The organism is Alteribacter natronophilus, assembly GCF_006007885.1.
Lineage (GTDB): Bacteria > Bacillota > Bacilli > Bacillales > Salisediminibacteriaceae > Alteribacter > Alteribacter natronophilus.
Genome location: NZ_VCRO01000003.1, coordinates 170,701 through 184,724 on the forward strand (window position 1 = coordinate 170,701; position 14,024 = coordinate 184,724).

Below are 14,024 nucleotides of genomic sequence, written 5' to 3' on the forward strand. Positions count from 1 at the left end.
CTCGAAGCGAACTCACGATGTAAACGCTCGTCCCTGCGGGGTCTTCCGTCGGTGCTTTTCCCGCAGTGTCACGTGTTCGCTCCAATCACCTTTTACAAATCAACATTAAGATTTAATAGAGCCATACAAAAAGAAACCCCGGCCAGGAGCAGAAAAGCTCATCAGCCGGGGCTTCAGTATTAAATTACTCATCATTTTTTCTGTTTCTGTCGACAATCCGCTCGAGCATTTTAAGAAGCTCTTCTCTGGACATTTCCTGCGATTTATGACGATCCTTCCGGGAAGGAAGAGAGTCCCCGGATTCCGGACTGGAATTCCGGCTCTCACGGCTCTCATTGTTTCCGGTTACTTCCAGGTATTCCCCTTCCTCCAGATAAGCAGGCTCATCTTCATAGGACTCATCCTGCTCTTTATAGAACTCCTCAAAATCAAGCTCTGACTGATCTGTCTCGCCCGTAATCATCTGCTGTCTGCCGGATTCATCACCTGCAGAATACCTCTCGTCCAGCAGATAGGCAGGAACGAGCTGACCATCCGGAGTGACGTACTTTTTATTCAGTGTCCGGGTTTCTTTGTCAAAGAAGCTGTACAGTACCGGAATCAGGAAGAGCGTAAGGAATGTTCCGCTGATCAGACCCCCGATTACCGTAATGGCCATCGGCTGCTGCAGCTCCGTTCCTTCCCCGATCCCGGCGGCAAGCGGCACCAGACCGAGAATTGTCGTGGCAGCCGTCATAAAGATCGGACGGGCACGGTCTTTCACGCCGGTGACAATAGCATCATAACTTTTCATTCCTGCTTCTTTCCGCTTGTTAATATAGTCCACGAGAACGATCGCATTGTTAACGACAATTCCCGCCAGGACAATGAAACCGATAAACGCCATGACACTTACAGGTGTCCTTGTCAGCGTCAGGCCGATAGCCACGCCGATGACGACAAGGGGAACACTGAACATGATAACAAATGGATACTTCAGTGATTCGAACTGCGCTGCCATGACGAGGTACACAAAGACAATGGCAAGGATCAGGGCCATAACGAGATCCATGATGGCATCATCGAAAAGCTGCTGATCACCGGTTATATCGATGGTGACTTCATCCGGAAGATCCAGATCCGCTACGGTTGACTGGACGAGACTGTGAATCTCACTCTGGTTATACTGCGTGCCGTACTGAAGGCTGAACTGGACCGCATCTTCCTGGTTAATCCGGTTGATCTGAGCCGGACTTTCCCCTTCCTCAACAGTACTGATATCCGAAAGGGAGACGTAGCTGCCTTCAGCTGTCCGGATCATGAGGTTTTCAAGTGCATCCACATCTTCGATAAACTCTTCCTGATACTGCACTCTTACATCATATACATCATCTTCTTCTGTTACGATCTGCGTCGCTGTCGTGCCGCGGAGAGCACTGCTGACAGCGCCGGCCACATCTGCCGGTGTCAGGCCTTCATCCCTTGCAGCTTCATCATCGATCTGAACCTGAACCTCCGGAGCCGTGTCGGTCAGATCGTTGGTGACCTCCTGGAACTCGCTCATCCCCTCCAGTTCTTCCTGGATCTCAAGGACGGCCTCCTCCAGTCTCACCGTATTTGTATCAAGGACGTTGAAGCTGTAGGTATTTGGGTTGCCTCCAAAGGAAGCTTCCAGCTGAATACTGACTTCCTCGGCATCTTCTGCTGCCCTTTCGATCTCACGGCGCAGATCTTCGGCAAATTCAGCAGTGGTCATATTCCTCTCGGCAACAGGAACCATGCTTACATAAATGTAGCCTTCGTCATTACCGCCGCCCCCAAGGGCATTATCCTCCTGTCCACCGGAGCCGGTTACACTCGTGTAATCCGAGATTTCATTCCTGCCGTCCAGAACCTCTTCCACATTCTCAATGACGGCAAAGGTATCATCAAGCGGGGTGCCGTTTTCCATTTCAATTTCAACCTGGAAAAACCCTTCATCGGTCGACGGCAGAAATTCGGATCCCACCGTGTAAACTCCGGCTGCACCTCCTGCCAGAAGCAGGAACGTAATGAAGATGACACTGAACCGGTGACGAAGCGACCAGCGGGCCGACTTATCAAACGCTTTAACAAAACTGCTGTTCTGGCGCTTCTCTTCAAGGTTTTCCTTCGGTTCCTTCAGCCAGCGCGCTGCAAGCATCGGTACAACAGTCAGCGCCACAAGCAGCGAGGCAAAAAGACTGAAGGAAACAGTAAGAGCAAATTCCCTGAACAGATTACCGACAATACCGGTAATAAAGATAACCGGAAGGAACACAGACACTGTAGTCAGAGTGGAGGCCGTAATGGCGCCGGCCACTTCCTTCGCTCCGTCCCTGGCTGCTTTTGCCGGATCCTTTTTCATGCTCAGGTGCCGGTAGATGTTTTCAATCACGACTATGGAGTTATCCACGAGCATCCCGATTCCGAGGGCGAGGCCTCCAAGCGTCATAATGTTAAGAGAAAAGTTCGTAAAGTAAAGAAGTACGAACGTGACGATCACGGAAAAAGGTATAGCGATTCCGATAAGAAGCGGCGTCTTAAAGCTTCTAAGGAAAACAAACAGGACAATCATGGCAAACACACCGCCGGCAATCAGAGCAAGAGAGACGTTGGAAATGGCCTCTTCAATAAATTCACCCTGGTCAAACAGCATCGCTGTATCAATGTCACTGTACCGTTCTTCCTCAAGGAGTTCATCCAGACGCTCCGTGAAGGTGGCCGACACCTCTGCCGTGTTGGCGTCTGACTGCTGCTGGACACTCATTAGAATGGAGGTGTCCTGGTTGGTACGTGTAATCACGTCACCGTCTTCTGCTGTCAGTTCCACTGTACCAAGATCATTAACGGTGATATCATCCCCTGTTTCGGGATCCTGGGCCACCGCAATATTTTCGATGTCCTCGACTTCAGCAAGTTCAAACAGTACACGGGTAGTCAGTTCCAGCCCATCGCTCTGAACGTTGCCTCCCGGCTGGGTCACATTGTGGGCGGAAATGGCTCCGGCCACTTCGTCTATCGTAAGCCCGGCCGATTCCAGCTCATCCTGATCGAGACTCACCTGAATCTCGTCTACGATACTCCCGAGGGAATCGATTGAGCCGACACCTTCCACTTTCAGAAGTTCCTGTTCGAGATCGCGCACGAGATCACTCAGTTCCCCGATGTCTCCTGTGGAGGAGATACTCATCTGAATGATTGGAAACTGGGACGGATCGAACTTCAGAAACTGAGGCGTGCCGGCTCCGTCCGGCAGCGGTGTCTGGTTCATATTTGTAATAATATCGTTTTCAACATCATCAAAAGATGTTGCCCATGAAAATTCCAGAAGGGTCAGGGATGAACCTTCCATGGAAATGGAACTGATGTTATTTAAACCGGGCAGGGTGGAGAGACTCTCCTCCATCGGTCTTGATACCCTGTCCACCACTTCCTGGGGTGAAGCGTCATCGTAACTCGTTACGACAGCTCCGATCGGAGGATCAATATCCGGGAGCAGTTTTAATGGGATGTTTGTCAGGGAGATGACACCAAGCAGAAGAAAAAGGGTCATCGCTACAAGGGTAAAAACGGGTCTTCTGATTGAGAAGTTAGTCAATTTCATCGGGTTCTTCCTTCCTGTTCCTCAAGCATTATGTTTCTCAGTTTTTCGTATACGGTCCGGAAGTGTTCGAGATCATCTTCCGGTATTTTTGTTAAGTACTTTTTCATAATCATCTGTCTCGTCTGTTCCATATGTTCAAGGAGAAGAAGGCCTTCGCTGTCGAGAACGAATGGAACGGTTCTGCGGTTACTTTCATCCGGTTCCCTTTTTACGAGTTTCATCTGCTCGAGTTTGGAGAGCATCTGGCTGACAGCACTGGCAGAAACATTCATATGATAGGATAAATCTTTCACGTAATGGACTTCCTGCCGGCCGATCAGGTAAAGAATCATCTGCTGGTTACTCGAAAGCCTGTTGTCGTACTCGGTACCGAACTCGTGCTGAATCATGAGAAAAACTTCCACAACGAGCTTTTCAATATCCAGCACGGTCTGCTCAATCTTCTCCATAAGCTGTATTCCCCCATAATTTATTTCAAATGAGACTGGACACAAATGTTTTACAGACGGAGATCCGAACAATCGATATGACGTGCAGGTGAATGGCTCCTGAAATACTACGCCACTTTCCACGGGAAGCGGCTGAGCCTCCGCCTGCTTGGCTGCTTAAGGGGTCTCACCTGCGCTTTTCCTCCCGCAGGAGTCGGCGAATATTTCATCCGCTTGTCAGCTATTGTTCGAATGCTCCTTTAAATTCTTCAATTATCTCTCAGCCTCTTTTCACTGTTTCCTCAAATTAAGAAAGTTAACCGTTAACTTTCTTAACTATAATTGTTTCAGCTTTCCTGCGTCAATCGTTTAGGGACGGGACTGCTGTGAACATTTTGTGAAGGAAGCAATTCCTCTCTGCTGTCCCGGTCACAGTACGGAGCAAAAGCGCTGACGCGCCTTAATAAAAAAGCTTTGCTTCACGTCTTCCGTTCGCTTTCCGCGGCGGTCCGGGGAGCCTCCTTCGGTTATCGCCATGCGGGGTCTCCCCCTGGCCCCGTCTGCCGCAGGAGTCTCACTACCGCCGTTAAGCTTCGCAAATCGAATTGATATTTGTCCAAAAAAACGGATTTTACGCTGCACGATTAAAAAAACATCTCCCCTCAAAAGGGAAGATGTCTGCTTTATATATGAATTGTCGAAAGAAACTCCCTGCCTTTTTCCGTTGTACGGGAACCCACCCGGCCCCGGCTTTTCTCAATGAGCCCTCGTTCCTCCAGAAGATCCATTCTGTAGCGGACCTGCTGTTCGGAAAAGTTCAGCTTTGTTTCCTTTGACTTTTCCGCTACTTTTATCCGGCTGATCGACTGTCCTTCCTTCTCCAGCCCGTCAATGATGGAAAGAACGGCAACAATCTCTTTTTCCTGTATCGTCGTACCAGCGATCTCTTTCCCCCGGGGAGTTCCATCCTCTATCCCGGCATTCGGCTGGCCAAGGCGTTTCGCCTGGAAAAAGCTTTCGTTGGGGATGTCTTTCATACGGATGACCTGATCGTCACAGACCGCCAGCATATAGTCGATTGTATTTTTCAGCTCCCGGATGTTTCCGTACCACTGGTACCTTTTCAGCTGCTGAAGCACTTCAGGTTCAATCTTAACGTCCATCCGTCCGGACTGGTGCATAAAGAAGCGGATCAGTGACTCAATATCATCCTTTCGCCTGCGGAGTTGAGGAAGGTGCAGAAACAGAACCTTAAGACGATGGTACAGATCCTCACGAAACTCGCCTTTTTCAATCAGCTCCAGAAGATTCCGGTTCGTAGCCGCTACAACCCGTACATCCACCGGAATGATACTGGTGCCCCCTATACGAAGCAGCTCTTTTTCCTGGAGCACCCTGAGAAGCCTGGCCTGCACTTTCAGGCTGATATCCCCGATTTCGTCGAGGAACAGAGTCCCCCCGTTTGCCTGCTCAAAAAGTCCCTTCCTTCCGCCTTTTTTGGCGCCGGTAAATGCCCCTTCTTCGTAGCCGAACAGTTCACTTTCAACAAGGTCTTCCGGCAGTGCGCTGAAATTCACAGCAAGAAACGGACCCTTATGGCGTGGAGAGGCATTGTGAATCGAGCTTGCAAACAGCTCTTTACCGGTACCGCTTTCCCCTTCAATCAGAATCGTAAGATGGGTTTTGGCAAGTTTCTGTGCAATGGTCTTCGTTTCAATGAGCTGCCTGTTATCGCCGATAATATCATCGAATGTGTATTTTCCGTAGTGTCCCCGCTTTACAAGCTCACGCCTGAGTTTCCGTTCCATTTCAATGGTTTCCACCGCATTCTTGAAGGTGGCCACTGTCGTGCCGTCAGAGTCAATCGTAAAGCGGTGCACGATGACATCTGCGTAATCCACTGTAAAGTACTCGTCTGCCTCTTCTTCATCCCCGCTCATAATAAAATCACAAAGTTCGCGGCTGGTGAGAATATCGCAGATTTTTTTGCCAATCACATGAGTCGCCTGGAAGCCGAGGAGTTTTTCCAGAATACCGTTGAAAACTGTAACAGTGCCTCTGCTGTCAACTGCGAGGATTCCGTCGTGAACCCCATCCACGACTTTTTTTAGGTGTTCGCTTACCTGATTGGCTTCGCTGGTGGCCAGTGCCAGTCGCCGGCTCAGCTGAATGATGGTCCTTATGTAGCGGGTGGACACTTCTTCCTGTTTTTCGTTCAGAAGTCCAAGCCGTTCGAGCACGGTAATAATCGTGGTCATATCCAGAAGACGCGGTCCGATATCAATGATTTTCGTGACGTTTCCAGGCACCAGATTCATTTCACCCGGCGTTATGGCCAGGTCCACGTTCTTGACCATTTTTTTACCCGGAAAATACGGGTAGAGATTAATGTGGTTTACCCCCAGTGTTTTCAGGGAGGCAATCGCTTCGTTAACAGTCTCGGGAAAATCATTCACATACAGTGCATCTGTTCCGTCTGGGACTGTAAAAAGCTGATCGATACTCTGAAAATTGACGATTCGCCTGGCTGTGATCATCTGGCAGTTTTCCCCGATAAACGGCTTCACTTCCTCTTCTATTAAATATGAAGAAAGAAGAATCAGACGATCTGAAATAATGCGGTCAATGCCCTCATCAACCGCAAAGCTTTCAATATTTACAAATGTTCCGATAAATTCGGACAGCTGATCCACAAGGGTGCGCCTCGTTTCCTCAGAGCCTGCCAGAAGAACCAGTTTTTTCTCTTTCACACCGAACACTCCCTCTGGCTCAAGTATATCATAATCCCGGTTCTTTATTGGCTAAAGGGTAAGTGTCTTCAAAACCATTAAAAACTCCTAAAGTAAGAGGCTGGGACAGAAGTGTTTTAAAAACGGGAATTCGAAAAGGTAAATCGCTCCTGAAATATACGCCGCTTTCCACGGGAAGCGGCTGAGCCTCCGCGTGCTTCGCTACTTAAGGGGTCTCACCTGCGCTTTTCTTCCCGCAGGAGTCGGCGTATATTTCATCCGCTTGTCAGTTTTTTTCCGCTTTCCTTCCAACCATTTTATTTATGTCCCAGCCTCGGCCCTTATTAACAATTCTAATGACAATTTACTCTTCGAAAGTCCCTTTTGTCACGATTTCCCGGTCTTTCATCATCCATTTCCCCCGGGCCATCACGCTGTCAATTGAAAGATCATCTCTGTTGAGAAGAAGCAGGTCCGCATCCTTCCCGGCTTCTACCCGCCCCTTACCGGTAAGGCTGTATGCATCAGCCACATTGGAAGTAGCCACTTTTATCGCTGTCTCAAAAGCGATGCCTTCTTCAAGAACCGCATCTCTGACTTCCTTAAAAAGGCTCGTCACCCTGCCGATTCGGAGACCTTTCAGCTTTCCGGCTTCATCAAACTCCGGCAGGCTCCCCTGGCCGTCACTTGTAAAGGTAATCCGGTTATCCGGCACCCCTTCAGCCAGCATATATTTCAGACCGCGGCTGCACTTCGTTTCGTCACCGGCCAGAATTTCCTTCGTGGTGCTTGTTGTAAAATCAACATATCCGCCCTTTTTGGCGAAGGAAACACCAGCTTCCAGCAGCTCCCGGTTTCTGTTAATATGCGTTGGAACAAACTGGGTAATAGGAATATCAGTTGTGTCCACCACTTCCTCTATGAGACGGAGGCGGTCGGGACTGTCTCCCAGGTGAACGTTCACCACGCCTGCCTTGCCTGACAGAATACCGCCTACACGGGCATCGCTTGCAATTCTCGCAAGCTCCTCTTTCGTTGGCTGGGACGATCTGTGATCGGAAATGGCAATCTCACCTGCACCGATGATCTCTTCAATCAGAATAATATCTTTTTCAAGTGAACCTGTCAGTGTTTTTACGGGAACCTGATACGAGCCGCTCTGACAGTAGCAGGTTATCCCTTCCTCATTCAGTGCTTTCGCTTTGGCAACGAGATTGGTCATTGTCCTCGTTGTTCCATCTGTTCCAATTACACCTACTACAGTTGTAATTCCCCCGGCCGTACAGTCCGACAGCATCAGTTCCGGCGTACGGGTTTTAAAGCTTCCCTCCCCGCCGCCACCTGTAATATGTACATGGGAATCAATCAGGCCGGGCATCAGTTTTTTACCGGTTCCATCCACGAGCTCAACGTGTGGCGAGCTCTCCTGCAGCTCAGGTAAGATGTGTTCCCCGACTGCTGCGATGCGCCCGTCTGCGATCAGGACATCTTTTTTTCCGAGAGGTTCCGGAGCGTATACCTCCGCATTTTTTATGAGTTTCAGCATCCTTCCACCGTCTTTCATTCAAAAGTAGTTTGTGCAGTAAAATAGCCCTGAAGAGCTGGGACTGAAGTGTTTTAATATAAGGAAATCCGAAAAAGCCCCTTTTTCCACTTATTTCTCAGCCTCTTCGTATCCAGACATAATGATGTTCCGGACAGGTCTTAAGCGTTTCCGGAAATTAACCACAATCATTATATCCAAAAAAACATGCAACTTAAATAATACTTCTGCACGCGGCCCGATCCTTTACGGAGCTTTCCATAACCGGTCATGCCTGAACAGCCTGTTCAAACGCCTGAATCCGTTCCCTGCAGAGCTGTTTTATACTCCCCGCATTGTGCACGGAACATATGGCGCCTCCGAGTTTTCTGTCCGGATGCCAGACAGCGGCGCATTCACCCCCGGGACCGTAATAAACATACCAGCCGTCAGGAAGTCCAGCCGGGCAATACCTTTCCATAACTTCGGCCAGCCGTTTAAGTGCCCGCTTCCACGGAAGGGATGCACAACTGTCCGGGTCACTGAGAGACTGGTACATGGATGCTGTTCTCAGCAGTGAACCAGGTGCTCCTTTCCCCATCCAGAACTCCCGGCTGGTCTCGAGCATTTTAGACACCGGATGCCCAGGTCCAGCAGAACCCTCCCAGTCTCTCTGGAGAAAGACAGCAAGCCCCGCCCGGGAGGCAAGAGTCGTCTGTTCTGCAGAGAGATCCTTTGGTTCCGAAACGGTCCGGCAGTCACGTGAAACCCAGCGGCAGAAGTCTTCAAGGTCGATGCCGAAGCGGAACAGAACCGACTTCAGGGCCTGCTCCTTCACTTCAGGTCTGAGGGGCAGACCGCAGCAGACGGCAATCTCCCTGTCTGTAAGAAGAAACTGTTCTGCCCCGCCGGCTGCTATGAGAGGCAGACCTGCAAAAGGAAGAAGAAGCGGGGATTGCTGCCCGTTTATGTCAGCTGCAGTACCCTCCCGTTCCAGACAGAATTCACTCCCTGCAAATACTTCGGTCACACCTGCCGCCCCTGTTGATTTCCAGTGATAAACAGCACTTTCCCTCATAACACCACACCTTTAGTTCTGATCATACAGATGGCAGGCCACATAATGGTCTTCACCCATTTTCTGAAGCTCGGGCCGGTCTGAATGGCAGCGGTCGTGAGCTTTCGGACAGCGCCCCACAAACGCACACCCTTTAGGCGGATCAACAGGAGAAGGTACATCTCCCTGAAGAATGATCCGCTCTTTCTGCTGGCGCGGATTGGAAATCGGGATCGCTGAAAGGAGCGTCTGTGTATAAGGGTGGAGGGGATTTTCAAAGATTTTATCGGTGTTTCCCACTTCCGCCATTCTGCCGAGATACATGACCGCTGTCTGATCGCAGAGGTGACGGACAACGCTTAAGTCATGTGAAATAAACAGATACGCAAGTCCAAACTCTTCCTGAAGATCCTTCAGCAGGTTCAGAATCTGGGCCTGAATCGATACGTCCAGTGCCGCAACGGGCTCATCAGCGATTATCAGCTTCGGGTTGAGAATGAGAGCACGGGCGATGCCGATCCGCTGTCGCTGACCACCGGAGAATTCATGGGCATAGCGGCTGATGAATTTCCGGTTCAGACCGACGACATCCATCATTTTTTCAATTCTTTCCCGTCGTTCCTTCCTGCTTTTTACACCATGGGCTTTCAAGGGCTCTGCCAGTATATCCTCCACCGTCAGGCGGGGATTCAGGGAGGCGTAGGGATCCTGAAACACCATCTGCATGTTTTTACGCTGCTCCCTCAGTTCACTTTTGGAAAGAGAGGCAATGTCTGTGCCTTCGTAACGGACTTCCCCGTCGGTTACGGGAACGAGGCGGGTAATCCCCCTTCCGGTTGTGGATTTTCCGCACCCTGATTCACCCACAAGACCGAGCGTCTCCCCTTCATTAACGGTAAAGGAGATGCCGTCTACGGCTTTTACATAGGTTGTCCTTTTTTTAATAACCCCTTTCCGCTGGGGAAAATGGATTTTAAGGTTCTTTACGTCCAGCAGCGGCTGTGTCACGGGCTCCCGCCTCCTTTCCTTTAAATTGATCGTCATAGAGCCAGCATCTTGCGTCATGTCCGTCCTTCAATTTCAGAAGCGGCGGATCTTCCTCGGTACAGCGTGGCATTACGTGACTGCATCTTCCTGCAAAGCGGCAGCCTTTTTCCACGGTTCCCGGCGGCGGCACCTGCCCTTTAATCGAGAACAGGCGGTCCTGCTTTTCCTCAACCTTTGGAAGGGACCCGAGCAGCCCCACAGTGTATGGATGTTTCGGATCGTTAAAGAGCGTATCCACGTCAGCCTGCTCGACGATTTCACCGGAATACATGACGACGACTTTGTCACACATCTCCGCAACTACACCGAGGTCGTGGGTAATAAACATGATGGCGGTGTTCGTTTTATTCTTGAGCCCGCGCATAAGATCAAGGATCTGGGCCTGAATCGTTACATCGAGTGCCGTTGTCGGTTCATCGGCGATAAGAAGCTGCGGCTCGCACGCGAGCCCGATGGCAATCATCACACGCTGCCTCATGCCTCCCGATAATTCAAACGGGTGACTGTCATAGATCTGCTCAGCGCGGGGAATTCCCACAAGTTCCAGCATTTCAATGGACTTCCTACGCGCCTGGGTTCTGTTCATGTTTTTGTGAAGAAGGAGCACTTCATCAATCTGCCGTCCGATGGTAAACACCGGGTTCAGGGAAGTCATCGGCTCCTGAAAAATCATCGATATATCGTTTCCGCGGATTTTCCGCATATCCCGCTCTTTTTTATCCAGGAGGTTTTCCCCTTTGTAAAGGATTTTCCCTCCTGAAATTCTTCCGGGCGGTGACGGAATCAGCCGCATTATGGAAAGGGACGTCACACTCTTTCCGCAGCCCGATTCCCCCACAACACCCACAGTTTCACCTGCCCCGATTGAGAAGGAAATTCCGTTTACCACCTTCACTTCCTTTCCGTCACTTTTAAAACTGACTTCAAGGTCCTGTATATCAAGTACATTCTCAGTCATAGTTGATCACCTATTCCTTAAGCTTAGGGTCAAGTGCATCCCTCAGGCCGTCTCCGAAAATGTTAAAACTGAGTACGGTAATCACAATGGCGAGACCCGGGAAAAACGTAGCATGAAACACCGTTCCGCTGTTGTCTTTTGCCGCGCTGAGCATTGATCCCCACTCCGGGGCAGTAATATCCCCGCCGAGTCCGAGGAAGCTCAGAGCAGCTCCGATCAGTATCGCCACCCCGATCCGCATCGTCAGATATACGAGAACGACCGACAGGGTCCCGGGGAAAATATGCCGGAAAATAATTACGGGATCTTTCACCCCGATGGATCTCGAAGCCTCCACGTAAGTCATTTCCTTTAGTGCCAGTGTGGAGCCGCGGACGATCCGGATGAACACCGGTACAGTAAAGACAGCAACGGCCATGATGATGTTCGTAATTCCTGCACCAAGGAACGCAATCACGGCAATGGCAAGAAGAATTCCGGGAAATGCAAGAAGAACGTCGGTCATCCGGGTTACGAGGCTGTCAACCCAGCGCCCGTAAAACCCGGCAAGCAGGCCGAGAACCGTTCCGAGAAAAGCTCCGATGGCAACAGAAACGAAACCGATCAGCAGCGTATCCTGTGTACCGTGAATCACCCGGCTGAAGATATCCCTGTTCTGATGGTCAGTACCAAACAGGTGAACCGAAGATGGAGGCTGATGCTTATAGATATCCGTCAGCGTGACGTTCGGTTCACTTATGGTCAGGTAGGCGAGGACCGGTTCAGCTGTTCCCCCTGCCTGGACATGGACAGCAGATTTCACGGGGCCTGTCTGAACAAGAATGATCCCCTCCCCTTCTCCGGTAATAGTCACGATGCCGTTTTCATCAACAGCAGCGACTTCTTCATTAAGAGACTGGAAGTGCAGCCCTTCGATAGCTTCTGCATTGGATGCGGGTGCATTAAAACCGCTCGTGTCCTCTTCTTCCTCTGTTTCATAAAGACGAAGAGCAAGCTCATGAATTTCACCACGGTCTGTTATTTCTGTTCCATCCGTTAGAACGGCAGTCACGTCAATCTGAAATTCCTCTCCTTCATTTAAGACGCCTTCGGGGTGAACCGGTTCCAGACGGGAAACGACCGCCTCTCTGCCTTCAAACTGTGACTCTCCTTCCACCACTACCTGAAAAACACCGCTTACTTCGCCTGCTTCCACGGTGGCATTTGTAAAGCCGGATGTATTGGCATTAACATTGATCCCCCGCTGGGACTGTCTGACTGAGGCAATCCGTCTGTTTTCGGACTCCACCTGCACCCGCGTCAGCTCACTTCCCTCAACCGTCGTGCCGTCGCTCATCACACCTTCCAGAACAACACTTGTATTTGTCAGCTGGTCCAGGTCAATTCCCTTTTCGGGATACTGCGCCGTAACAGGACGATGAGGGTCGTATGGGGCAAAGAAAGAGCCGAATATACCGACAAACATGATTGCAACTACGACGGCAAAGGCCACAACAGCCATCTTCTGTTTCAGGAATTTAGCAAGAAAAGCTCTGAAAGGAGAATAGGGTTTTGCTTCATTCTGCTTCATCGTGTCTCTCCTTTCCGTCAGTCATAGCGGATCTGTGGATTAAGGAATCCATAGCTGATATCCACCAGTAGATTAATAATTAAGAACTGCAGGGAAAACAGGAGAATCAAAGCCTGTATCACCGGATAATCCCTTGATAAAATCGAGTCGATCAGATAAGACCCCAGCCCCGGCCAGGCAAATACCTGTTCTACAACGACAGCACCGCCAATCAGAAAACCGAATTGCAGCCCCGCCATGGTCACAACGGGAATCAGGGCATTTCTAAGTACATGACTCCAGATAACAACCCGTTCTTTCTGCCCTTTTGCTCTGGCCGTTCTGACGTAATCCTCTCTCATAACTTCAAGTACACTTGAACGGGTAAAACGGACGATAGTCGCCGCCACACCAAAACCGAGTGTAATAGACGGAAGCAGCAGGTGCCAGATCGTTCCGCTGCCGCTTGTAGGGAACCATCCGAGCTGGACGGCAAAAATCTGCATCAGCATCAGACCGAACCAGAACTCAGGAATGCTCAGTGCCGTAATAGTGGAAACCATTCCGGCACGGTCCCAGATGGAATTCCGTTTTGTAGCCGAGATTATTCCTACAGATACACCAATAAGGATCGCCCAGAACATGCTCAGGATGGTGAGTACGGCAGTGTAACCGAACCTGCGTACTACTTCCTCGGATACATCGGCACGGGTCCGGTATGACTGGCCAAAGTCACCATGAACAAGCATGTCAACCATATACCGGCCATACTGAACAGGAAGCGGATCGTGAAAACCTTCGCGCTCATAGAGCGTCTGATACGTCTCCTGGTCAATCTCCGCTCCGTACATAATCCGGATCGGATCACCGGGGGTAAGATGGACAAATAAGAACGAAATAATGGTAATGATAAACAGGATGGGAACCATCCCGATCAATCTTCTAAGTACAAATTGAAGCACACCGTCACCTTCTTTCTTCTGCGCAGGAAGCTGTGCAGGTACTAAAGCTTTATTTCTATATGAATTGCGCTGTCTTTCCGGTTTTCGAAGCAGGATGGAACCCGGAAATCATTTTTCCGGGTTCACCGCTGCCCCAAGTAAATAGCTGCAGAAAGGTACGTGAAGGTT

At 50.1% G+C, this 14,024-nt stretch carries 9 protein-coding genes; all 9 read right to left on the reverse strand.

All coding sequences use genetic code 11. The annotated features are described in order from the left end of the window. Nucleotides 1-184: 184 nt before the first annotated feature. The 9 genes from FGB90_RS10885 to nikB all read right to left on the reverse strand — a co-directional run bounded on the left by FGB90_RS10885 (nucleotide 185) and on the right by nikB (nucleotide 13,856). The gene (locus tag FGB90_RS10885; RefSeq protein ID WP_138810873.1) at nucleotides 185-3,604 is read right to left on the reverse strand and encodes an efflux RND transporter permease subunit; all 3,420 of its coding nucleotides are present in this window, start codon (nucleotides 3,602-3,604) and stop codon (nucleotides 185-187) included. Further along, nucleotides 3,601-4,053, reverse strand: a complete 453-nt coding sequence (locus tag FGB90_RS10890; protein ID WP_138810874.1) for a MarR family winged helix-turn-helix transcriptional regulator — start codon at nucleotides 4,051-4,053, stop codon at nucleotides 3,601-3,603. The genes FGB90_RS10885 and FGB90_RS10890 overlap by 4 nt, the downstream gene beginning before the upstream one ends. A 662-nt stretch (nucleotides 4,054-4,715) precedes the next feature. Then, the gene (locus FGB90_RS10895; protein ID WP_138810875.1) at nucleotides 4,716-6,782 is read right to left on the reverse strand and encodes a sigma-54 interaction domain-containing protein; all 2,067 of its coding nucleotides are present in this window, start codon (nucleotides 6,780-6,782) and stop codon (nucleotides 4,716-4,718) included. Between the two features lie 343 nt (nucleotides 6,783-7,125). Continuing rightward, nucleotides 7,126-8,307, reverse strand: coding sequence for a beta-aspartyl-peptidase (gene iadA, locus FGB90_RS10900; RefSeq protein ID WP_138810876.1), 1,182 nt, complete (start codon nucleotides 8,305-8,307; stop codon nucleotides 7,126-7,128). A gap of 265 nt (nucleotides 8,308-8,572) precedes the next feature. After that, entirely contained in the window at nucleotides 8,573-9,361 is a 789-nt protein-coding gene (locus tag FGB90_RS10905; protein WP_138810877.1) for a hypothetical protein, read from the reverse strand. A 12-nt stretch (nucleotides 9,362-9,373) separates the two neighbouring features. Continuing rightward, entirely contained in the window at nucleotides 9,374-10,348 is a 975-nt protein-coding gene (locus tag FGB90_RS10910) for an ABC transporter ATP-binding protein (protein WP_138810878.1), read from the reverse strand. Continuing rightward, nucleotides 10,314-11,345, reverse strand: coding sequence for an ABC transporter ATP-binding protein (locus FGB90_RS10915; protein WP_138810879.1), 1,032 nt, complete (start codon nucleotides 11,343-11,345; stop codon nucleotides 10,314-10,316). The genes FGB90_RS10910 and FGB90_RS10915 overlap by 35 nt, the downstream gene beginning before the upstream one ends. Before the next feature lie 10 nt (nucleotides 11,346-11,355). After that, nucleotides 11,356-12,915: an ABC transporter permease gene (locus FGB90_RS10920; protein WP_138810880.1), complete on the reverse strand. Its 1,560-nt coding sequence runs from the start codon at nucleotides 12,913-12,915 to the stop codon at nucleotides 11,356-11,358. A 17-nt stretch (nucleotides 12,916-12,932) separates the two neighbouring features. After that, nucleotides 12,933-13,856 (reverse strand): nickel ABC transporter permease, encoded by a 924-nt coding sequence (gene nikB / locus FGB90_RS10925; RefSeq protein WP_138810881.1) that lies wholly within the window; start codon nucleotides 13,854-13,856, stop codon nucleotides 12,933-12,935. Nucleotides 13,857-14,024 lie beyond the last annotated feature (168 nt).